The following is a 21625-nucleotide window of genomic DNA, read 5'->3' on the forward strand; positions in this document are numbered from 1 at the left end:
GGCAGAGGCGCGTGCCAGACCCCGCGTCCGCGGTCTGATCCAAACGACAGGCCCTGGGTCAACGGCCCGCCCGTGCCCCCTGGTGACGCCGGGTCAGCCACAAGGCACCTGCCGCTCCCGCGAGCAGGACCGTGCCACCGAGGGTGCCGAGGGCGACGGCCGAGTCCTCGGGCCCGGTCCGCGGAAGTCCGGCACCGGCGTCCGCGCCGGAGCCGCCGCCCTGGGCGGAGCCGGTGGTGCCGCCGCTGCTCGCGGCCGTGACGTCGAGGGTGAGGGACGGGCCCGGGTCGTTCGTCGGGGTGCACGTGGTCGTCGTGCCGAGCGCCTTGATGGTGAGCACACCGGCCGTGAAGGTGACCTCGCCGCTCTTCTTCGGCGTGTACGTGCCGCTCAGGTCGCTGATCTTGATGGGTGTGTTGGCCAGGATCGCGGCGCCGTTGGCCGGGCCGGTCACCGACAGGGTGCCGCTGTCGGCGCCGCCCAGGGCGATGGTGGCGCTCGGCGTCATCGCGCCTTTGCCCAGTTCGACCGGGCTGGAGGAGACGCCCTTCTGCCAGGACATGGTGATCCGGTAGCCGCTGCCGCTCTTGACGCCCTTGATGTCGATGGGCGAGACGGCACTCTTGTCGCCGATCGGCGTCTTGCACTGGTAGTTGACGTCGACGACCTCGGCCCGGGCGGCGGGGGCGGCCATCCACACCGCCGAGCCGGCCAGGGCCGCGGCGGACGCGAGCGCGGCGGTTCGTTTCCGGTACGACACGGTGCCGCTCCCCTTCCTGTTCCTGACGACGTATCAGATAGGGCCGTCAAGGTACGCCCGGGGCCTTGAGGAAGGAAGACACAGCGCGCGCCGGATCCGTGGCGGTCCGGCAGGGCGGCGAGTGACGCATGAGCGGAGTCGGGGCGAGGGGCTCGTGAGGGGCGGTCACCCGTTCGGACGCGTTCCGGCATCCCCACGGGCCGGGACTCGGGCACGTACGCGAGGCATCCGACGGGAACGCCCGAGATCGGACACGTGGACCCGGGGTCAGGCGGGTACCGCCCGGAATCGGATGCGCACCCCCGGGATCAGGCGGGTACGCCCGGGAACGAATGCGCACCCCCGGGATCAGACGGGTACGCCCGCCATCACGCGGGTGCGCCCAGTTCCGCCCACACCGTCTTGCCGGAGACCCCCGGGGTACGGACGACGCCCCAGTCCAGGCACAGGCGCTGGACGATGAACATGCCGTGACCGCCCGGGCGTCCCGCACGGTGCGGGGTGCGGGGGGCGGGCTGGCCGGTTCCGCGGTCCGTGACCTCGACGCGGATCACCTTGTTGTCGCAGGTGATCCGCAGCTGGTCCGGCCCCTCGGCGTGCAGGCAGGCGTTGGTGACCAGCTCGGAGACGACCAGCAGCACGTCCTCGGCGGCGGCCCGCTGATCGGCGGAGGCGGCGGGCAGCCAGCCCCACGCGTACAGCGCCTGGCGGGCGAAGTCGCGGGCCAGCGGAACCACGCCGCTCTCGTCGCCGAAGCTCAGCCGGCGCACCTGCGGACCCCCCGGCGGCGGCGCGGCCCCGGACGGCGCACCCACGCCCTCGCCGGACGCACCGGCCGCCGCTACGCCACTCTCGGACGCCCCGGAAGCGCCGCTGGGCTCCGGCCCGCGGTCGCCCGGCGGGTAAGGCCGGGTGGTGCTCATCAGCGCTTCACCTCACCGATTCACCAGTTCACGATTCAAAAAAACCACTCCACCGTCAGTCACGCAGCGCGCGGCACCTCGGTTTCGCGGCGCCCCCGCCACCCCGGTGACCGACAGGTTCAGGATGTCTCCTGCCCTGGCGGACCGACGGAACACCCATGTATTCGGCACGAAAGTCGTGACAGCACTGGGACACCGGTCACAGAGGGATGCCCGAGGCCCCGCGCAGCGACACACCGCCGGTCAGCCCGACTCGTCGGCCAGGGCCGCCTCGAGCGAGTCATGGACGCTGAAGACCGCATCCGCACCCGTGATCTCGAATACGCGCGCCACCACCGGCTGCATACCGGCGAGCGAGACGCCGCCACCGGCGGCCTCCGCCTTCAGCCGCGCCCCGAGGAGCACGTTGAGCCCCGTGGAGTCGCAGAACTCCAGGCGCGCGCAATCGATGACCAGGCGCTTGAATCCCTTGGCGAGGCAGTCCTCGAGTGGCTCACGCAACAGATCGGCGGTGTGGTGATCCAACTCACCCGCCGGAGTCACGACGGCACTAGAGCCCTCTTCCCGCACCTCCACCAGAAGCCGGCCAGACTGTGCGCTGCCGACCGTCCCGCGGTCCATGCCGTCTCTCTCTCCCGACGTCGAGGTGGTTGCTGACGCCCTCGAACACTACGCCTTCCCAGCACGGTCCGACACCCGAACAACTGCACACAAACGGACATATGCCCACAGAACGCACTTGCGGTGGGCTCGGGAAAGCGGGTAGGCCTAGTAAGGACACGTAACCGACACGGCCGGCTTTGGAGGCGCCGCACACCGCAGTGCACCTAACGGCTCCGGCAGCCATATGCCGAGAACGATGGAGGACATCATGTCACCCCGGCTCGACGCATCGCGTACCCAGAAAGCGACGTCGACACCCCTTCCGGAACATCGAGATCCCATCGAGCAGGACGAGATGCTCGTCACACAGGACGATGTCCTCGTCGGACTTCCGGACATCCCCCCGTACGAGGAAGTCGGCGCGGTCGACGCCCGTGCCCTGTCCAAGACCCTCTTCGAGCGTCTGGAGACGCTGGAGGAAGGGACCCACGAGTACTCGTACGTCCGCAACACGCTCGTCGAGCTGAACCTCGCGCTGGTCAAGTTCGCCGCCTCCCGGTTCCGCTCCCGCAGCGAGCCGATGGAGGACATCATCCAGGTCGGCACCATCGGCCTGATCAAGGCGATCGACCGCTTCGAGCTGTCCCGCGGTGTGGAGTTCCCCACGTTCGCGATGCCGACCATCGTCGGCGAGATCAAGCGCTTCTTCCGCGACACCTCGTGGTCCGTGCGCGTTCCGCGGCGGCTTCAGGAGCTGCGGCTCGACCTGGCCAAGGCCGGTGACGAGCTGGCCCAGAAGCTGGACCGCGCCCCGACGGTGGCCGAGCTGGCCGAACGCCTCGGCATCTCCAACGACGAGGTCGTCGAGGGCATGGCCGCGTCGAACGCCTACACCGCCTCCTCGCTGGACGCCCAGCCGGAGGAGGACGACTCCGAGGGCGCGCTCGCGGACCGCATCGGCTACGAGGACCACGGGCTCGAAGGCATCGAGTACGTCGAGTCGTTGAAGCCGCTGATCGCCGAACTCCCGCCGCGCGACAGGAAGATCCTGTCCCTGCGCTTCGTCGCGGGCATGACCCAGTCGGAGATCGGCGAAGAGCTCGGCATCTCGCAGATGCACGTCTCGCGTCTGCTGTCGCGGACGCTGGTACGACTGCGCAAGGGGCTGACCGTCGAGGAGTGATCCTCGACCCGGGTGAACGTGTCCTTCGGGGGCGGGCCGGACGGCCCGCCCCCAGGCGCGTGCCACCGGTGGCCGGTCAGAGGTTCCGGCGGTGCCTCAGGAGTTGAGGGCCAGCGCGGCCGTCGGGAGGAGCGGGGCCGTCAGGCTCAGCAGCCAGTAGGCGTGCGGAGCGAGTGCCGTCCGGCGCCGGAGCGGCCGGTTGGCGAGCCACCAGACCAGGCCGTACAGCGTGACGACGGGGACGACGATCACGAGCCAGAGGGCCATGCCGTCGTTCTCGGTGGGCTCCCGCACGGTCCAGCCGAGCTCGGCGAGCGGCCAGTTCACCGCGAGGTACCACAGCAGCCAGAACGGCACCACGCCCGGTATTCCGAGCAGCACGTTCACCACAAGTGGCACCGACCAGTGCTTCGCCATCGTCCCCACCCCCCGGAATGCCGGTCGTCCGCCGGCGCCACAGCACATTGTCGCGGGTGCGATGATCACACCACCCGCGCTCCGCGCCGCCACACCCCGCTGACCAGCGGGACGCCGGGGCGGTAGGCCAGGTGGACGTGGCTCGGGGCGTCGAGGAGCGTCAGGTCCGCGTACGCGCCCGGCGTCAGACGGCCGATGTCGGTGCGCCGCAGGGCCGCCGCCCCGCCCGCCGTCGCCGACCACACGGCCTCGTCAGGGGTCATCCCCATCTCCCGTACCGCCAGCGCGACACAGAACGGCACGGACGAGGTGAAGGACGAGCCGGGGTTGCAGTCCGTGGACAGCGCGACCGTGACGCCCGCGTCCAGCAGCCGCCGCGCGTCCGGCCAGGCGGCCCGCGTGGAGAACTCTGCGCCGGGCAGCAGGGTGGCGACGGTACGGCTGTTCGCCAGGGCGTCCACGTCCGCGTCCGTGAGGTGGGTGCAGTGGTCGGCACTGGCCGCGTCGAGCTCGACAGCGAGCTGTACGCCGGGGCCGTAGGACAGCTGGTTGGCGTGGATGCGGGGGTGCAGGCCCCTGGCCCTGCCGGCGGTGAGGACGGCGCGGGCCTGGTCGCCGTCGAAGGCGCCCTTCTCGCAGAACACGTCGATCCAGCGGGCGTACGGGGCGCAGGCGTCGAGCATCTCGCCGGTGACGAGGGCGACGTAGGACGCCGGGTCCTCCGTGTGCTCCGGCGCGACGATGTGGGCGCCGAGGTAGGTGACCTCGTCGGTGTGGGCGGCGGCGATGCGCAGGGCCCGGGCCTCGTCCGCGACGGTCAGGCCGTAGCCGGACTTGGTCTCGAAGGTGGTGGTGCCCTGGCGCAGGGCCTCGCGGAGGTAACGGGTGAGGTTGGCCTCGAGTTCCTCGTCGCTCGCCGCCCGCGTGGCCGCGACGGTGGTGCGGATGCCGCCCGCGCCGTACGGCCGCCCGGACATCCGGGCGTTGAACTCCTGCGTCCGGTCGCCCGCGAAGACGAGGTGGGAGTGGGAGTCCACGAAGCCGGGCAGGACCGCCCGGCCGCCCGCGTCGACCCGGTTGTCAGTGGCGGGTGCTTTGCTGTGATCACCGGTCCACACGATGCGGTCGCCCTCGATGACGACGGCCGCGTCCCGGACCAGTCCCAGGGGGGAACCGTCACCGGAGGAGGGGTCGTTGGTGACCAGGGCTGCGATGTTGGTGATGAGCGTGCTTGCGGTGCTCGCGGAGTGGGCGGGGCTGACGGTCGTCGCGTTGCTCATGGCGTCCTTGGTGGCCTGGTCGGCGGTGGGGGCGGGGTCGGGGGCGGAGGCGGGCCGTGCGGGCGGCAGGCCCGGGGTCATCCGCGCAGGACTTCGACGGCGTCCGCGAGGGCTCGCGGCACATCCGGCACGAGGCAGTGGACCCCGTCCCGTACGACCCGCCGCCCTCCCACGACCGTATGCGACACGTCTGCTGCCGACGCGGCGAATACGGCCGTCTCGGCCCCGAGCCGCGGAAGCGGCCCTGCCGTCCTGACCGAGTCGAGCGCGAGGGTGGTGAAGTCGGCGAGCGCGCCGGCCTCCAGGACACCCGCCTCGTCCCAGCCGAGGGCCGCGTGGCCGTCGGCCGAGGCCGCCCGCAGGAGGGCCGCCGCCGTCCAGTGACCCCGGGTACGGGTGCGCAGCCGCTCGTTCAGCTCCATGGCCCGTGCCTCTTCGAGCAGGTCGATCACGGCGTGGCTGTCGGAGCCGAGACTGAGCGGTGAGCCGGCCTGCTGGAGGGCGACGGCGGGGCCGATGCCGTCGGCGAGGTCCCGCTCGGTGGTCGGGCACATGCAGGTGCCGGTGCCGCTGCCGCCGAGGAGGGAGATGTCCTCTGTCGTCAGGTGGGTGTTGTGGACGCCGGTGGTGCGCGGGCCGAGCACACCGTGGTCGGCGAGCAGCCGGGCCGGGGTGCGGCCGTGGGCCTCCCGGCAGGCGTCGTTCTCGGCGGTCTGTTCCGACAGGTGCACATGGAGCGGGGCCCGCCGCTCCTCGGCCCACCGCGCGACGGTCGCCAACTGGTCCGCGGGCACGGCCCGTACGGAGTGGATCGCCGCTCCGATCCGCGCGTGATCCCGTTCCTTGAGAACTGAACAGCGTTCGGCCCAGGCGTCCGCGGTGCCGTCGGAGAAGCGGAGCTGGGGGTCGGTGGGCGGCTGCCCGAAGCCGGAGGAGAGGTAGGCGGTGTCGAGGAGGGTGATGCGGATCCCGGCTTCGGCGGCAGCCGCGATGAGGGCTTCGCCCATGGCGTTGGGGTCGGCGTAGGGGGCGCCGCCGGGCGCGTGGTGGACGTAGTGGAACTCGCCGACCGCGGTGATGCCGGCCAGGGCCATCTCGGCGTACACGGCGCGGGCGAGGGCGTGGTAGCTGTCCGGGGTGAGCCGGGCGGCCGTGGCGTACATGACCTCGCGCCAGGTCCAGAAGGTGCCGGAGCCGACCTGGACGGTACCGCGCAGGGCACGGTGGAAGGCGTGGCTGTGGGCGTTGGCCAGGCCGGGGAGGGTGAGCCCGCGCAGGACCTCGGCGCCGGGGGGCGGGGCGGGGGTGCCGGTGCGGACGGCGGTGATGCGGCCGTCCGCGACCTCGACGGTCACGCCCGGCTCGGCGCCGGTACCGAGCCAGGCGTGCTCCAGCCAGTACGTCCGCGGGGCTGCTGTCGTCACCTGCACGCCAGTCCTTCCAGTACGTCGGCGAGTGCGAGTACCCCGGCCACGCAGTCGTCCTCGCTCGCGGACTCGGCCGGGGAGTGGGAGACGCCGGTGGGGTTGCGCACGAAGAGCATGGCGGTCGGGATGCTCCCGGACAGGATCCCGGCGTCGTGTCCCGCGCCGGTGCCGAGGACGGGGACCGTGAGGCCGGTGTCCGTGCCGAGGATGCGGGCGAGTTCGTCGCGCAGGGCGTGGTCGAACTCGACGACGGGGGTGAAGGACTCGCGGACGATGTCGAGGTCGACGCCGTGCGCGTCCGCGTACCGGCGTGCTGCCTTCTCGATACCGCCGACCACGGTGTCGAGGCTCGTCTGGTCCTCGGCACGGGAGTCCAGCCAGCCGCGCACGAGGGAGGGGATGGCGTTGACGCCGTTGGGCTCCACGGCGATCTTGCCGAAGGTGGCGACGGCTCCGGCGACTTCGGCCTCGCGCCGGGCGGCGAGGACGGTCTCGGCGTAGGACAGCATGGGGTCGTGCCGGTCGGCGAGCCGGGTGGTGCCGGCGTGGTTGGCCTCGCCCCGGAAGTCGAACCGCCACCGGCCGTGCGGCCAGATCGCGCTGGCGATGCCGACCCGGTCGCCGGACAGGTCGAGGGCCCGGCCCTGCTCGACGTGCAGTTCGACGAAGGCGCCGATGCGGGCGAGACGTTCGGGGTCCACGCCGATGGTGTCGGGGTCGTATCCGGCGGCCTCCATGGCGCGCGGAAGAGTCACGCCGTCGCCGTCGGTGAGCCGGTGCGCCTGCTCGCGGGTGAGCTGCCCGGCGGTGAGCCGGGACCCGACGCAGGCGAGCCCGAACCGGGCGCCCTCCTCGTCACCGAAGTTCACGATGCCGAAGGGCCGGGTGAAGCGGGCGTCCCTGCCGCGCAGTTCGTCCAGCGCGGCGAAGGCGGACACCACTCCGAGGGGGCCGTCGAAGGCTCCGCCGTCCGGCACGGAGTCGAGGTGCGATCCGGTGACGACGGCGTTCCCCTCGGCGGGGTCGCCGAGCCAGGCCCACTGGTTCCCGTTCCGGTCGACCTCGTAGGCGAGGCCGCGCGAGCGGGCCTGGCCTGCGAACCATGCCCGGCAGTCGGCATCGGCGTCCGTCCAGGCGAAACGGCGGTAGCCGCCGGATGCGGAGCTGCGGCCGACCGGGAGCAGCTCCGCCCACATGCTGTGGAAGCTCACGCCTCGTCACCTTCGCGCATCGGGACACGGACGCCCCGCTCCCCCGCCACCGACTCCGCGATGTCGTACCCGGCGTCGACGTGCCGGATGACGCCCATGCCGGGGTCGTTGGTGAGCACCCGGCGGATCTTCTCGCCCGCGAGCGCCGTGCCGTCGGCCACCGTCACCTGTCCGGCGTGGATCGACCGGCCCATCCCGACGCCGCCGCCGTGGTGGATCGACACCCAGGACGCCCCGGAGGCGACGTTCACCATGGCGTTCAGCAGCGGCCAGTCGGCGATCGCGTCGGACCCGTCGAGCATGGCCTCGGTCTCGCGGTAGGGGGACGCGACGGAACCGCAGTCGAGGTGGTCGCGGCCGATGACGACCGGCGCTGCCAGCTCCCCGCTCGCGACCATGTCGTTGAACCGCTCACCGGCCTTGTCGCGCTCGCCGTAGCCGAGCCAGCAGATCCGGGCGGGCAGGCCCTGGAAGTGGACGCGTTCGCCGGCCATCTTGATCCAGCGGGCGAGGGACTCGTTCTCCGGGAAGAGGTCGAGGATCGCCTTGTCGGTCTTGGCGATGTCGGAGGCCTCACCGGACAGGGCGGCCCAGCGGAAGGGTCCCTTGCCCTCGCAGAACAGCGGGCGGATGTAGGCGGGGACGAAGCCGGGGAAGGCGAAGGCCCGGTCGTACCCGGCGAGTCGGGCCTCGCCGCGGATGGAGTTGCCGTAGTCGAAGACCTCGGCGCCGGCGTCCATGAAGCCGACCATGGCCTCGACGTGCCGGGCCATGGACTCGCGGGCCCGGGTGGTGAAGCCGGCCGGGTCCTTGGCGGCGGCGTCGGCCATGTCCTCGAAGGCGGTGCCCAGCGGCAGGTAGGCGAGCGGGTCGTGGGCCGAGGTCTGGTCGGTCACGATGTCGATGGGCGCGCCCATGGCGAGGAGCTGCGGGACCAGCTCGGCCGCGTTGCCGAGGACGCCGACGGAGAGGGGGCGGCGGGCGTCGCGCGCCTCGGTGGCCAGCTGGAGCGCGTGGTCCAGGGAGTCGGCCTTCACGTCGAGGTACCGGTGCTCGATGCGCCGCTCGATCGCACGCGGGTCGCAGTCGATGCAGATCGCCACACCGTCGTTCATCGTCACGGCGAGCGGCTGGGCACCGCCCATGCCGCCGAGACCGGCGGTCAGGGTGATGGTGCCGGCCAGCGTCCCGCCGAACTTCTTCGCGGCGACGGCGGCGAAGGTCTCGTAGGTGCCCTGGAGGATGCCCTGGGTGCCGATGTAGATCCAGGAGCCGGCGGTCATCTGCCCGTACATGGTCAGGCCGAGCTGTTCGAGGCGGCGGAACTCCTCCCAGTTGGCCCAGTCGCCGACAAGGTTGGAGTTGGCGATGAGGACGCGCGGGGCCCACTCGTGGGTCTGCATGACACCGACGGGCCGGCCGGACTGGACCAGCATGGTCTCGTCCTGCTTCAGGCCCTGGAGCGTGCGCACCATCGCGTCGAAGGAGCGCCAGTCGCGCGCGGCCTTGCCGGTGCCGCCGTAGACGACGAGCTTGTCGGGGTGCTCGGCGACCTCCGGGTCGAGGTTGTTCTGCAGCATCCGCAGGGCGGCTTCCTGCGGCCATCCCAGGGCGCTCGGTTCCGTGCCGCGCGGTGCTCGGACAGGACCAGGGGGCGGCCCCGAGGGCCTCGTTTGAGAGTGGTGGAGGGAGACGGGCGGGCGGGGTCCTGACATGGTCTGCCTCCTGGTGGGTGCCGTGGTGCTCCCGGCGGTTTGTTGCAGTGGCTATTCACATCCTGGACGTCTGAATATAGCTAGTCAATACGCCGGGGCGTCGGCGCGGCGGTGCCGTGGATGTTTGGCTGGATGCATGGGCACACACATCGGGGCGGAAGAGGCCGGCGGCGCCGGGGCCGGGCGGGTGTCCCGGCGGGACGAGGCGGTGCGGGCCGCCGTGGAGCAGGGACTGCTCGGGCCCGCCAGCCCCATCGTCGGGCTGCTGGACGTCACCGGCATCCGGGAGTCGGCGGCTGAGCTGCGGGCGGCGTTCGACGCGGTGGTGGCGCCGGGCACGCCGGTGCTGCACGCCTTCGCGGTGAAGGCGACCCCGTTGGTGCCGGTGCTGCGGCTGCTGCGGGAGGAGGGCGTCGGAGCGGAGGTCGCGAGCCCTGGCGAGCTGGCTCTGGCGCGGGCTGCGGGCGTGCCGGCGGCGATGACGGTCCTCGACTCGCCCGCGAAGACACCGGCCGAGCTGCGCGAGGCGCTGTCCCTGGGCATCGCCGTCAACGCGGACAACCCACAGGAGCTGGCGCGCCTCGACGCCCTGGTGCGGGCGCAGGACAGCCGCTCCCCTCTCGGGATCCGGGTGAACCCTCAGGTCGGCGGGGGCTCCATCGAGGCGTTGTCCACGGCGACGGCCACCTCGAAGTTCGGAGTGGCGCTGCGCGACGAGGGGGCCCGGGAGTGGGTCGTCCAGGCGTATCTGGACCGGCCGTGGCTGACCCGGCTGCACGCGCACACCGGCTCCCAGGGCGTCCCGCTGGCCCTGATGGCACAGGGCGTGGCGGAGACGTACGCGCTGGCGGAGGAGATCAACCGGCGGGCCGGGCGGCGGCAGGTCGACACGCTCGACATCGGCGGCGGCCTGCCGGTGAACTTCGCGTCGGACGCGACGACCCCGACGTACGCGCAGTACGCGCGGCTGCTGGCCGCGGAGGTGCCGGGACTGCTCGACGGGCGGTACGGGCTGGTCACCGAGTTCGGGCGGTCACTGCTGGCGAAGCACGGGACCGTGGTGGCGCGCGTCGAGTACGCGAAGGCCTCCGGCGGGCGGGCGGTGGCGGTGACGCATGCCGGGGTGCAGGTGGCCGCGCGGACCGTCTACGCGCCGGGGAGCTGGCCGTTGCGGATCTTTGCCTACGATGCGAGGGGGCGGCCGAAGGAGGGGCCGGTGGTGGTGCAGGACGTCGCGGGGCCGGCCTGTTTCGCGGGAGATCTGCTGGCCGAGGAGCGGTCCATGCCGTTGCTGGAGCAGGGGGACTACGCCGCGGCGCTGGACACCGGGGCGTACTACTTCGCGCATCACTACGGGTACAACTCGCTGGTGCGGCCCGGGGTGTACGGGTTCGGGCCGGGTGGGCGCTTCGCGGTGGTGCGCAAGGCGCAGACCGTTGCGGAGGTGGTCGCCGAGTCCGGTGGGGCGCAGGTGGATGCGTTGACGCGAGCGTCGTGGGAGCTCCCGTAGTCGCGACCGCGGGTGCGTCGCGAGTCGTCGCGGGCATCCCCGCGCCCCTGGGTGAGCGAACCGCCGCCGGATCACACGAGTGCCGGCGTCTTCCTTCGCGCCCCGCCCGGGGCGGCGTCCCCCGCCGCGATGCCCGTGCTGCGGTACGCCCTCACCCGCTTGCCGGCCGGCTGGGCCGCTCCCCCGCGCAGCCAGTCCACGCGGACCCACAGCAACACCTCGTCGGCCTGCTCCCGGCGGCCCAGCCAGGCCGACTTCAGCCACAGGCCCGCCCCGCAGCCGGCCAGGAGCATGCCGCCCGCGGCCGGGGCCGCGAAGGAGCTGCCCAGGGCGGCGAGGAAGGCGAGAAGGAGCCACCAGCGGTGGCCCCGGCGCCAGTTGCGTACCGTGACCGCGCGGTCCTGGAGCACGTCGTGCTTGCCCGCACGGGACGCGGCGGCGGCCAGGGCCGCGTAGCGCTTGCGGTGTCCGCGGGCGACCGCCGCCGTCGCCAGGAGGAACAGCGCCGCCCCGGCCAGGACGCCGATACGGCGTCCGGTCAGGCCCGGTGCGAGCAGGCCGATGCCCGCCGCCGATACACCCAGCCACCACAGCGGGGCCGCCCCCGCCCGTACGACCACGGCCACCCGGGCCAGTCCCTGTGCTCCGCGCGTCACGTCAAGCCTCCGTCCGGTCTCCGAAGCCTTTGGGAGACCTACGGTAGCGAGGCAACGTGAGACGAATCTGAGAAGTCCCGCGCGTGCCGTCAGTCGACGAACAGGCCCCGCGCCGCCGCCTTCGTGTCGAACTCCTCCAGGCGGGACTGGGCCTGGGGCAGGTCGTCGCACATGGCCTCCAGCAGGACCCGGCCGAGCAGCATCGGCGCACAGGCCGTGTCGAAGGCCAGACCGGTGCCGACGGCGGCGGGGAGCAGCAGGTCGGACACCTTGGCGACGGGTGCGAAGGCGGAGTCGGCGACCGTGACGACGGTCAGCCCGGCCTCCTTGGCGTAGGCGAGGGTGTCGACGACCTCGCGGGGGTGCCGGGGCAGCGCGAAACAGAGCAGTGTGCTCGCGCCGGCCCCGACGGCGGCGTCGATGCGGTCCTGGAGCATGGTGCCGCCCTCACCGAGCAGCCGTACGTCGGGGTGGACCTTGGCGGCGAAGTAGGCGAAGCCGTGCGCCTGGGCCGCTGCCGCCCGCAGGCCGAGGACGAGCAGCGGGCGGGAGGCCGCGAGGAGACGCCCCGCGCGCTGGACGGGCCCGGGGTCGGCCAGTGCCTCCGCCAGGTGCCGCAGGTTCTCGATCTCGGCCTCGACGGCCTGCTGGTACTCGTTGTGCGCCCCGGACTCCGCGGTGGGCTCGGCGGGGGCGACCTCGCGCAGGTGGCGGCGCAGGGCGGGATAGCCGTCGAAGCCGAGGGCGACCGCGAAGCGGGTCACGGACGGCTGGCTGACCCCGGCCAGCTCGGCGAGCTCCACGCTCGACAGGAACGGCACGTCGGCGGCGCGCCGCACCATGCTGTGCGCGATGCGCCGCTGGGTCGGCGTCAGCCGGTGGCCCTCGAAGAGCGCCTGCAGCCGCGCGGCAGGGCTGTCGGTCACGCTCATGACATGCTCCCCCTCGCCTATTCAGTAGCTGAGGATTCTGCATGAGCATATGCAGAGCGGCAAGCCGGACCGGAGGACGGCCCACCGCGGTCCCGGGCCAGGCAGAAGGTGAGGCCGAGCCGCTCTTGCTCATGCGGCTGGGCTCTATACCTCCCCTGCCGAGCCCTGACGTTCGGCCACCACCGCATCCGCCTTCCGGGGGTCCTCTTCCTCACCCGGGATGCCGACCAGATCCTCCACGTCGAACATGCGAGCGATCGGCACGTCGGTGGAACTGTGCGCGATGATCGAGAACGCGATGCAGACCGCGATGAGCGTGTACGCCTCCTCCGCCTGGGGGATGCCGGACTGCAGCACCAGCAGGCCGTAGACGACCGATGCGAAGCCTTTCGGCCCGAACCAGGCCGCGGTCAGCTTCTCCCGGCGGTCGAACTGTGTCCCGATCAGGGAGATCAGCATGGAGGCGGGCCGGATCAGCACGATCGCGAGCACGACCGCCGCGTACCCGCCCAGCGACAGGTCACCGAACAACTGCGGTGTCAGCAGCGCGCCGAACACGAGCAGCGCGGCGAACTTCGCCAGCTCCGCCAGCGCCTCCCCCAGCGGCTCGAACGCCTCCTTCGCCTCCGTGGAGATCGCGGCCAGCACCGCACCCGCGGAGAAGGCGGCGAGGTAGGGGTTGGCGTGGGTGAGGTGGCAGGCCGCGTACAGGATGATGCCGGTGGCCAGCGGCAGGAGCGGTTGCAGCTTCGGCTCCGCACCCAGCAGCCGGAAACGGACAAGGCCGTTGACGAGCAGGGGCAGCACGACACCGAAGGCGAGACCGAGGAGGAGTTCCAGGGCGATCTTCCCGAGCGAGGCCTCCGCGGAGCCGGCCGTCGGGCCGGCTGCCGCGATGAGGACGAGGACGATCGGGAGAGCGAGGCCGTCGTTGATGCCGCTCTCGACGTTGAGCAGTTCGCGCAACTTGGCGGGGACCTCCTTGCGGCCCACGATCGCCGACGCGAACACCGGGTCAGTGGGCGCCAGGACCGCGCCGACCAGGAACGATGTCGTCCAGTCCAGGCCGACCAGGAAATGCGTGACCAGCGCCATGAACACGAACGCCAGCGGCATCCCCAGCCCCAGCGCGCGGGCCGGGTTGCGCCAGTTCGCCCGCAGCTTGGCGAAGGAGACGTGCTGCCCGTCCGTGAACAGCACCGCGAACAGCGCCAAGTCCGCCGTCGTGGAAACGATCTCGCTGTCCGGCGTGATGTGGATCAGGCCCAGGAAGCCGTCGCTGACCAGCGCCCCGCCGACCAGGAAGAGAAAGGAGGTGGAGAGGACCGTGCGGGCGGCGAGCCCGGACAGCAGCACCGCGATCAGCAGTGCCGCACCGAAGACAGCGACGAGTACCACGGACTACGACCCCCGATCAGCGAAAATGATCACTTCCCCGCATCGCCGACCCGACTTCCCGGCACACCGCGTACGACCCTACACACCGGCCAGCGGATTGTGACAGGGCCCTGATGGCAACCTCAGGGCGCGGAATCCTGCCGGGATGCGGAAGCCCGGCGCCTGTGGTTGTCCGTCATCGGCTGCCTCGGGGGCGAGATCGGGGGCGCCCTCCGGACGTTCCTGCCGGGCTGGGTCGAGAACAAGGCCGTCGACATGGTGGTCGCCTTCATCATCGAGTACATCCGCTGACGTTGCTCGGCACCGCGCGAACTCTGGGGCATCCATGGCCTGCATCTTCATCTTCGGCTGTTTCCTCCTGCTGGGCGTGGCCAGTTCGCTGGCCGCGCGCACCGGGTACCGGGGCAAGGTCTGTGACCGGTCCGACGGGTACGAGGTCCCTGCGGAGGTGAAGTCCGACCCGGAGCTGAGGAAACGGGCGAACGACCTGGTGGCCTTCTGGTGCACCGGGGCCGCGGTGCTCAGCTTCGCTGCGTTGGTGCCGCTCGGCACGGTCGTCATGAGCGGCGGTGCCCGAACGGTCGGCACCTGGGGACTTGTGGCCCTCGCCCTCCACGGCCTGGCCGTGGTGATCGTGGGTGCCTACCCGTTCGAGAAGATCAAGAGCCTGGGGCGGTCCGCCGAGGGGTGAACAAGGACCGTGATGGTCCCGTGTGCACGGTCGGGGTGCTCGCCCGCGCCCGTTCACCGGCGCGGGCCGAGGCCGGCTCCTCACTGGGTGCCGGTGGTTCGCACCCTGGGCTGCGGATGCCGGCCGAGGAGTTCGGCGAGTCCCTGGCGGGACGCGGCGAGGACCACGCGGTCTTCGGGCCTCAGGACGTAGCCGGGGTGGAGGTCCCACACGAGTCCGCCGGGACGGTGTACGCCCTCGTGCGCCGGTGTGGCGGCGAGGTCGGGCAGGCGCTCGCCCGGTTCCGCCGTGTCGAGCGCCAGGACGCGCCAGGCTCCGGGACGGAAGGACTCGGCGATGGTGCGTCCCTCCAGCTGCGGGTGCCCGGCGACGTTGAGGGCGGCGAAGAGCAGCACGCGGCGTTCGACGGGTATGGCGCCGAGGACCTGTCGGCCCATCATCGCTCCGGCGAAGGCGGGGGCTGCGAGGCTGGAGACGCTGCGGCTGCGGGTGAGGGCTCGTGGGTGGGCGGTGCGCAGGGTGCGGTGGACGACGGTGGCGAAGTCGTCGTCGTAGAGCCGCAGCACCACCCGCAGGTCCGCTTCGACCGAGCGTGCGTACAGAGCTGCTTCCAGATTCGTCGTGTCGCTGCTGGTGAGGGCGAGCAGGGCGTGCGCGCGGTGGATCTTGGCGGCTTCCAGCACCCCTTCCTGCGTGGCGTCCCCGACCACGGTGGGGACGCGCAGGCGGCGGGCGAGCGGGACACCGCGCGCTTCGGGGTCCTCTTCCACGCACACCACGGGAATGCCGAGTTCCCGGAGCCGGGCCAGCACACGGGTGCCGACCTTGCCGAGGCCGAGCAGGACGACGTGGCCGGACAGTCCACGCGGCGGCCGGCGCAGCGCGGAGGCGGTGCGGAAGGTGCCGAGTGCCTCCAGGACGGCCGCGAGCAGCACCGGCATCAGCAGCAGACCGGCCAAGCCGGAGAGCAGCTGGAGCACTTGGCGTACCGGGGATTCGCCCAGCGCCGGGTCGCCGATCGCGAAGAGGTCGAGCAACGTGAGGTAGGCGGCGTGCAGCAGACCGGGCAGGCCGACGGGTTGATCGCCGGCGGTGAGCCAGGTCGCGACGGCCACGCCGAGGACGCTGGTCACGAGCCCGGTCAGGGACCAGCGCAGCCGGCGCGAGAAGAGGGAACCCAGCGGCAGCCCGCGCCCTGCCAGCCGTCGCACTGCGGAGCCGGAGGGGGTGTGCGTGACGGTTTCGAGGACCACGGTGCCGCGTCCGGTCGCGGCGGCGACCGTGTCGTCGTCGGGCAGGAGGACGGGGGCTTCTCGGCCGCTGGTGTCCGATCCCTCCGCTCCGGCCGGGTCGTTGGTGGTCGAGGACAGCAGGGCGAGGGTGCACAGGCCGGGATCGGCGACCCGGCCGTGGCCGGGTGGGGTGCGTTCCACGGCGCGCAGCAGCAGGCCGCCGGCCTGGACGACCTTGCTGGTGCCCGCCACGGCGGTGGCCGCGAGGGCGGGGGCCGCGGTGTCGGCGTCCGAGAGGACGGTGGTGGAGGTGTCCAGCGCTTCGGGGTCGAGGCCGGGGACGGCGAGGGTGGCGGCCTGGTCGAGAAGGTCCTCCAGGTGCTGGCCGAGCTTGCGGTTGTAGAGCCGGATGACCAGGCGCAGCCGGGGGTTGAGACGACGGGCGGCCAGGGCGGCGCGGACGTTCGTCTCGTCGTCGTCATGGACCAGCGCCATCGCCGCGGCCTCGCTCACGCCCGCCTCGGCAAGGGCGGCTTCGTCGAGTTCCGCGGCCTCGACGACGTGGGCCGTGGCGGTGTCGTCGAGGCCGGTCGAGTCCACGGTGCGGTTCACCGCGGCCTGCAGCCGGCCGAGCAGCGCCGCGACGCGTGTACGGCCGGCACCGGCGCCGGACCGTCGTGAGGGCGGCACGACGAGCGTGACCTGCTCGCGGTACACCGTGGCGAGCTCGGCGGCCAGCCGTTCGGCGAGCGCGTCGTCACCGCACACGATCATGCGCCCAGGACGCGGCCCGCCACGTGCGGGCTGGGGGAAAGTGATCACGCCGAACGGCTCCTCCGGGTCGGGCGGCTGACAAGCAGCGCAAAGACACTCTGTCTGTCCCTCAAGATCGCCGACCAGGCTTCCCGGCACACCACCAGGAACGCTACCGGTTCCTGACGGCGCGTCATAGAGCGTCGGGAGGTCTGCGCACTGCCGGCCCGCCGACGGTGCGGGGCGCGGCAGTGAAGCAGCGTAGAGATTGCCGGAACCGGGCAATGCCCCGACCGATGACCGCGTGTGACGATGTCTGTGACAACGGGGGAGGGCAAGGAGAGGCAGTGTGCTCGGATGGCCTGGTTTCTCGGGCTCGGCACTACGGGGGCCGTCCTCCTTGCCCTGTCGTTCGCCCTCGCACCGGCACCTCCGACGCGCGTCATCTCCACGGGCGTCGACCTCGCCGAGCTGCTGGAGGGCCTCACACAGCGCCACGGCGCAGCGCAGGGCACAGCCACGCCGACGGCCGAGGCGAACCGGGAGATCCAGATCGGCTGAGGCCGGCAGGACCGTTTCAGGGCCTGCGGTTGTGGTCCCGGCCCAGCGCCCGGCCCGCCTGCGGCTCCCGGCCGTACGTCCGGAAACCCCCTGGGGGAACACGGGGGCTAACCCCAGTGCGGACGGCGGCGGCGCTTTCTACCGTGGACGGCATGACGGGAATGGACGCGCGGGACACCGACCTGAAGAAGGAACTCGACGCCACCCTGCACGCACGCAGGGATCTGGGCGAGGAGTACGAGTCGGCGCTGGTCGACTCGTTCCTGGAAAAGGTCGACCAGCGGATCGACGGCGCGGTGGAGCGCCGGGTGCGCAGGCAGTTCGCCGAACAGCAGATGCAGACGGCCCGGGACTCCCGGTCGCCGAGGGCCACGGACTCCTGGGGTGAGCGGTTCGGCTTCGGAATCGTCTCCCTGGTCCTCGCGGTGCCGCTGTCCGCGATCGGCGGGGGCGTGGCGCACCTGCCCGGCCTGCTCGTCGCCTGGGCGGGCATCGTCGGCGTCAACATCGTCCAGGCGGCCCGCACCAACCCGAATCTGTTCGGCCGCCGCCACAAGTCCTCCCAGGACAGCGGCTGGGAGGACTGAGCGCCCCCGTCCGGGCCCGTGTGAGACCTGCCGGGTCGGGAGCGCGACGATCTGCCGCGGATGGACCCGTCGCGGTCGGCTCGGGGACCCGTCGCCGGACTCACCCGGGCCGGCGAGGAGTTCCGCGGGCCGTGGGACGACCACCCGGTCACGTCCTGCGGCCACGGCGTGGAGCTCCTCCGGCACCCGGTCGCGGCCAGGCCGGCCCTCCCTGCGTGGCCCTCACCGTCCCAGCGGCCGCGGACCGGACGACGTCGCCCGCACGCCCGAACCGGGCTCGGAGACGGCGGATCGCCTGGCGTCGCCTGGGGATCTGGTCCTCAGTCGTCCCCGAAGCCCCGGAACGTGCCTGAGGAGTCCGCGGCGTCGGCGTACTCGGCGAAGTCCATGTTGGCGATGCTCAGGTTGGCGGATATCTCCGGGTACCAGCGGACCGGGACGCGAAAGGTCCGCCCCGGTTCCGTGAAGAGGTCCACGGCCAGGAGCGGGTGCTCCGGGCCGGCCAGGGTCGTCGCGTCGGCGAGGAAGACCTCGCAGACCCGCTCGTCCTCATCGGCTGCCGACTCCTCGGCGAGCAGCGCCTGGAGGCCGACGCCGGTGAAACGGGGATCGCTGACGCGGGTCGCGCACGGAAACGCGCCGGCCCCGTCGAGAGCGGCACACAGTGCCTCCCAGGCCGCTTCGTCGCCGAAGTCGGTGCGCAGGACGAGCGTGGTCAGGTCGTCGGGCTGAGGCAGAGGCAGAGGCAGAGGCATGCGGGGATCCTGCCATCCGGCGCTGACACTCAACTCCGCGCCCCCGAGCGGCGGGAAGGAAACTGCGCGGGGACCGCCGCACCCCCGTGAACGGGGGGCGGGACGACGGCGGTCCCCGCGAAGGACGCGGGCCCGGTCAGGCCGGGCTTGCGCGTCCGTGGCGTCCGTGGAGGTCCGGGAGCCGCTCCGGAGGTCCGTTTGACGCCGTTCGGCGCCGGCCGGGGCGGGGAGCCGCTCCCGCCCTGCCGACACCCACCAATGTGCAGGACGCGTGTTAAGCGGGTGCTGCGCGGACGTGACACCCGCGTACCGGTTCCGCGGCGTCCGCGAAGATCACGGACGCCGCAAGTTCACCCGGTTCACGGGCAGTTCACCAGAGGTTGGCCGTCACTTCCCCGTGCGGGCGAGGAACGACAGCAGGTCCTGCCGGCTGACCACACCGGTCGGCTTGCCCTCGACGAGGACGATCGCCGCGTCCGCCTTGCCCAGCACGGCCATCAGGTCGGCGACGGGTTCGCCGGAGCCGACCTGGGGCAGCGGGCCGGACATGTGCTTCTCCAGCGGGTCGTCGAGCGAGGCGCTCTTGCTGAACAGCGCGTCCAGCAGCTCTCGCTCCACGACCGAGCCGACGACCTCGGCAGCCATCACGTCGGGGTGGCCGGCGCCCGGCTTGACGACCGGCATCTGGGAGACGCCGTACTCGCGCAGCACGTCGATGGCCTGACCGACCGTCTCCTCCGGGTGCATGTGGACGAGGGAGGGCATGCGGTCGCCCTCCTTGTCGTTCAGGACGTCGCCGACGCGGGCGCTGGGGCCCGCGTCCTCCAGGAAGCCGTAGTCGGCCATCCACTCGTCGTTGAAGATCTTGCTGAGGTAGCCGCGGCCGCTGTCCGGCAGCAGGACCACCACGACGTCGTCCGGACCGAGCCGCTCGGCGACCTCCAGCGCGGCCACGACCGCCATGCCGCAGGAGCCGCCGACGAGCAGGCCCTCCTCCTTGGCGAGACGGCGGGTCATCTGGAAGGAGTCCTTGTCGGACACGGCGACGATCTCGTCCGCGACGGTCCGGTCGTAGGCGGTCGGCCAGAAGTCCTCACCGACGCCCTCGACGAGGTAGGGCCGGCCGGAGCCGCCGGAGTAGACGGAGCCCTCGGGGTCCGCGCCGACGACCTTGACCTCGCCGTCGCTGATCTCCTTCAGATAGCGGCCGGTCCCGGAGATGGTGCCGCCGGTGCCCACGCCCGCCACGAAGTGGGTGATCTTCCCCTCCGTCTGCTCCCACAGCTCGGGGCCGGTCGAGTGGTAGTGGGAGAGCGGGTTGTGGGGGTTGGAGTACTGGTCGGGCTTCCAGGCACCGGGGGTCTCACGGACCAGGCGGTCGGAGACGTTGTAATAGGAGTCCGGGTGCTCGGGGTCGACGGCCGTCGGGCAGACAACGACCTCGGCGCCGTACGCGCGCAGCACGTTGATCTTGTCGGTGCTCACCTTGTCGGGGCACACGAAGATGCACTTGTACCCCTTCTGCTGGGCGACGATGGCGAGGCCGACGCCGGTGTTGCCGCTGGTCGGCTCGACGATCGTGCCGCCGGGCTCGAGCGCGCCGCTCTCCTCCGCCGCCTCGATCATGCGCAGGGCGATGCGGTCCTTCACCGAGCCGCCGGGGTTGAAGTACTCCACCTTGGCCAGGACGGTCGCCCTGATGCCCTTGGTCACGCTGTTGAGCTTCACCAGCGGGGTGTTGCCGACGAGGCTGATCATCGAGTCGTGGAACTGCACCGTTGTCTCCGGATGCCGCAGAAGTGGTCTGAGTGGTGCCGCCAGCCTATGACCTTGCGGTGGTCCGTGACGGTCGTTCACTCCCTGTTGAGATTGGGCGACGGGCGGTACGGGGCAAGCACTGGGTGTACGGGTTCGAGGAGGTGGCGGCGACGCATGACGAGCATGTCGAGGGCGAGGGTGGCCCGGCGGATCGCGGCCGGCGCGGCTTATGGCGGCGGCGGGATCGGTCTGGCCGGAGCGGCCACCGTGGGACTGGTGCTGGCGGAGGTGCAGCTGGCGCGGCGCCGGGTGGGCAACGGCACGTCACCGCACGTGCCGCAGGCGGACGGGCTGTACGGCCGTACGTACGCCGGTCCGGCCGAGGCACCGCTGAGGCTGACGATGCTGGGCGACTCCACGGCCGCGGGCCAGGGCGTGCACCGGGGTGGGCAGACGCCGGGGGCGCTGCTGGCGTCGGGGCTCGCGGCGCTGGCGGAGCGCCCGGTGGAGCTGCGCACGGTGGCGACCCCGGGCGCCTGTTCGGACGACCTGGACCGCCAGGTGGCCCTGGTGCTGGCCGCTCCCGACCCCGTGCCCGACATCTGCGTGATCATGGTCGGCGCGAACGACGTCACCCACCGCATGCCCCCGACCCGCTCGGTCCGCCATCTGGCCTCGGCGGTCCGCCGGCTGCGCACGGCCGGCGCGGAGGTCGTGGTCGGCACCTGCCCCGACCTCGGCACGATCGAACCGGTCCGGCAGCCCTTGCGCTGGCTGGCCCGGCGGTCCTCACGCCAGCTGGCGGCCGCCCAGACGATCGGAGTCGTGGAGCAGGGCGGCCGTACCGTGTCGCTGGGCGACCTGCTGGGCCCCGAGTTCGCCGAGAACCCGCGCGAGCTGTTCGGCCCGGACAGCTACCACCCTTCCGCCGAGGGCTACGCGACGGCGGCGATGGCGGTGCTGCCGACCGTCTGCGCCTCCCTTGGCCTGTGGCCCGCCGAGGAGGAGCGCCCGGACGCCTCCCGCCGCGAGGGCTTCCTGCCGGTGGCGCGGGCGGCGGCGGAGGCCGCCTCGGAGGCGGGCACGGAGGTCGCGGCGGCGATGCCGAGCGGGCCGCGGGGCCCGTGGGCGCTGCTGAAGCGCCGGCGGCGCCGGCGGGTCCCCGAGCAGGAACCGGCGCCCGCGACCCCTTCGAACTGAGGAGCACCACAAAGCAAGCGCTTGGAAACTGCGGCCAGGGTCACACCGCGACACCCGTGACCCAGCCCATACG

The 21625-nt window shown here is 72.3% G+C and carries 21 protein-coding genes; 7 read left to right on the forward strand and 14 right to left on the reverse strand.

Annotated elements, in window-relative coordinates:
* Positions 1–58 precede the first annotated feature (58 nt).
* The 3 genes from ACFU3E_RS34705 to ACFU3E_RS34715 all read right to left on the reverse strand — a co-directional run bounded on the left by ACFU3E_RS34705 (position 59) and on the right by ACFU3E_RS34715 (position 2304).
* Positions 59–760 (reverse strand): LPXTG cell wall anchor domain-containing protein, encoded by a 702-nt coding sequence (locus tag ACFU3E_RS34705; RefSeq protein ID WP_384167583.1) that lies wholly within the window; start codon positions 758–760, stop codon positions 59–61.
* A 368-nt stretch (positions 761–1128) separates the two neighbouring features.
* The gene (locus tag ACFU3E_RS34710; RefSeq protein WP_384167586.1) at positions 1129–1683 is read right to left on the reverse strand and encodes an ATP-binding protein; all 555 of its coding nucleotides are present in this window, start codon (positions 1681–1683) and stop codon (positions 1129–1131) included.
* A 243-nt stretch (positions 1684–1926) separates the two neighbouring features.
* The gene (locus tag ACFU3E_RS34715; RefSeq protein ID WP_031102780.1) at positions 1927–2304 is read right to left on the reverse strand and encodes an STAS domain-containing protein; all 378 of its coding nucleotides are present in this window, start codon (positions 2302–2304) and stop codon (positions 1927–1929) included.
* A 238-nt stretch (positions 2305–2542) separates the two neighbouring features.
* Between ACFU3E_RS34715 and ACFU3E_RS34720 the strand changes: the two genes are divergently transcribed.
* Entirely contained in the window at positions 2543–3469 is a 927-nt protein-coding gene (locus ACFU3E_RS34720) for an RNA polymerase sigma factor SigF (RefSeq protein WP_384167589.1), read from the forward strand.
* Between the two features lie 96 nt (positions 3470–3565).
* Here ACFU3E_RS34720 and ACFU3E_RS34725 read toward each other — a convergent pair whose 3' ends face one another.
* The 5 genes from ACFU3E_RS34725 to hutU form a co-directional block, all read right to left on the reverse strand.
* Positions 3566–3886, reverse strand: a complete 321-nt coding sequence (locus ACFU3E_RS34725; protein WP_384167592.1) for a hypothetical protein — start codon at positions 3884–3886, stop codon at positions 3566–3568.
* 65 nt (positions 3887–3951) lie between these two features.
* Positions 3952–5247, reverse strand: a complete 1296-nt coding sequence (gene hutI, locus ACFU3E_RS34730; protein ID WP_384167595.1) for an imidazolonepropionase — start codon at positions 5245–5247, stop codon at positions 3952–3954.
* Positions 5244–6596, reverse strand: coding sequence for a formimidoylglutamate deiminase (locus tag ACFU3E_RS34735; RefSeq protein WP_384167598.1), 1353 nt, complete (start codon positions 6594–6596; stop codon positions 5244–5246). Before ACFU3E_RS34735 ends, hutI begins: the two co-directional genes overlap by 4 nt.
* Positions 6587–7804: an allantoate amidohydrolase gene (locus tag ACFU3E_RS34740; RefSeq protein WP_384167601.1), complete on the reverse strand. Its 1218-nt coding sequence runs from the start codon at positions 7802–7804 to the stop codon at positions 6587–6589. Before ACFU3E_RS34740 ends, ACFU3E_RS34735 begins: the two co-directional genes overlap by 10 nt.
* Positions 7801–9519, reverse strand: a complete 1719-nt coding sequence (gene hutU, locus ACFU3E_RS34745) for a urocanate hydratase (protein WP_384167605.1) — start codon at positions 9517–9519, stop codon at positions 7801–7803. The genes ACFU3E_RS34740 and hutU overlap by 4 nt, the downstream gene beginning before the upstream one ends.
* A 136-nt stretch (positions 9520–9655) precedes the next feature.
* On the opposite strand from hutU, the gene ACFU3E_RS34750 reads away from it, so the two are divergent.
* Entirely contained in the window at positions 9656–11029 is a 1374-nt protein-coding gene (locus tag ACFU3E_RS34750) for a diaminopimelate decarboxylase (protein ID WP_384167608.1), read from the forward strand.
* A 71-nt stretch (positions 11030–11100) separates the two neighbouring features.
* On the opposite strand, the gene ACFU3E_RS34755 is transcribed toward ACFU3E_RS34750, so the two are convergent.
* The 3 genes from ACFU3E_RS34755 to ACFU3E_RS34765 form a co-directional block, all read right to left on the reverse strand.
* Complete coding sequence (locus ACFU3E_RS34755; RefSeq protein ID WP_384167611.1) at positions 11101–11685, reverse strand: hypothetical protein; 585 nt, start codon at positions 11683–11685, stop codon at positions 11101–11103.
* Between the two features lie 89 nt (positions 11686–11774).
* Positions 11775–12617, reverse strand: coding sequence for a MurR/RpiR family transcriptional regulator (locus tag ACFU3E_RS34760; protein ID WP_384167614.1), 843 nt, complete (start codon positions 12615–12617; stop codon positions 11775–11777).
* A 144-nt stretch (positions 12618–12761) separates the two neighbouring features.
* Positions 12762–14015: a cation:proton antiporter gene (locus ACFU3E_RS34765; RefSeq protein WP_384167617.1), complete on the reverse strand. Its 1254-nt coding sequence runs from the start codon at positions 14013–14015 to the stop codon at positions 12762–12764.
* A 168-nt stretch (positions 14016–14183) separates the two neighbouring features.
* Between ACFU3E_RS34765 and ACFU3E_RS34770 the strand changes: the two genes are divergently transcribed.
* On the forward strand, positions 14184–14306 hold the full coding sequence (locus tag ACFU3E_RS34770) for a hypothetical protein (protein ID WP_384167620.1): 123 nt from the start codon (positions 14184–14186) through the stop codon (positions 14304–14306).
* Positions 14307–14340: 34 nt separating this feature from the next.
* Entirely contained in the window at positions 14341–14706 is a 366-nt protein-coding gene (locus ACFU3E_RS34775) for a hypothetical protein (RefSeq protein WP_384167623.1), read from the forward strand.
* Between the two features lie 80 nt (positions 14707–14786).
* On the opposite strand, the gene ACFU3E_RS34780 is transcribed toward ACFU3E_RS34775, so the two are convergent.
* Complete coding sequence (locus ACFU3E_RS34780) at positions 14787–16712, reverse strand: NAD-binding protein (protein ID WP_384167652.1); 1926 nt, start codon at positions 16710–16712, stop codon at positions 14787–14789.
* 336 nt (positions 16713–17048) lie between these two features.
* On the opposite strand from ACFU3E_RS34780, the gene ACFU3E_RS34785 reads away from it, so the two are divergent.
* Both ACFU3E_RS34785 and ACFU3E_RS34790 read left to right on the forward strand, forming a co-directional pair.
* Positions 17049–17252 carry a hypothetical protein gene (locus tag ACFU3E_RS34785; RefSeq protein WP_384167626.1) on the forward strand — a complete coding sequence of 68 codons (204 nt, stop codon included), beginning with the start codon at positions 17049–17051 and terminating at the stop codon, positions 17250–17252.
* A 161-nt stretch (positions 17253–17413) separates the two neighbouring features.
* Entirely contained in the window at positions 17414–17839 is a 426-nt protein-coding gene (locus ACFU3E_RS34790; protein ID WP_384167655.1) for a hypothetical protein, read from the forward strand.
* A gap of 320 nt (positions 17840–18159) precedes the next feature.
* Here the strand turns inward: ACFU3E_RS34790 and ACFU3E_RS34795 are convergent, their stop codons facing one another.
* The gene (locus tag ACFU3E_RS34795; RefSeq protein ID WP_384167628.1) at positions 18160–18594 is read right to left on the reverse strand and encodes a DUF6924 domain-containing protein; all 435 of its coding nucleotides are present in this window, start codon (positions 18592–18594) and stop codon (positions 18160–18162) included.
* 387 nt (positions 18595–18981) lie between these two features.
* Positions 18982–20370, reverse strand: a complete 1389-nt coding sequence (locus tag ACFU3E_RS34800) for a cystathionine beta-synthase (protein ID WP_384167630.1) — start codon at positions 20368–20370, stop codon at positions 18982–18984.
* A 156-nt stretch (positions 20371–20526) separates the two neighbouring features.
* Here ACFU3E_RS34800 and ACFU3E_RS34805 point away from each other — a divergent pair, with 156 nt between their 5' ends.
* A complete protein-coding gene (locus ACFU3E_RS34805) occupies positions 20527–21552 on the forward strand; it encodes an SGNH/GDSL hydrolase family protein (protein WP_384167632.1) in 1026 nt (341 codons plus the stop codon).
* Positions 21553–21625 lie beyond the last annotated feature (73 nt).

Source organism: Streptomyces sp. NPDC057424, from assembly GCF_042803315.1.
In the GTDB taxonomy this organism is placed as follows: Bacteria; Actinomycetota; Actinomycetes; order Streptomycetales; family Streptomycetaceae; genus Streptomyces.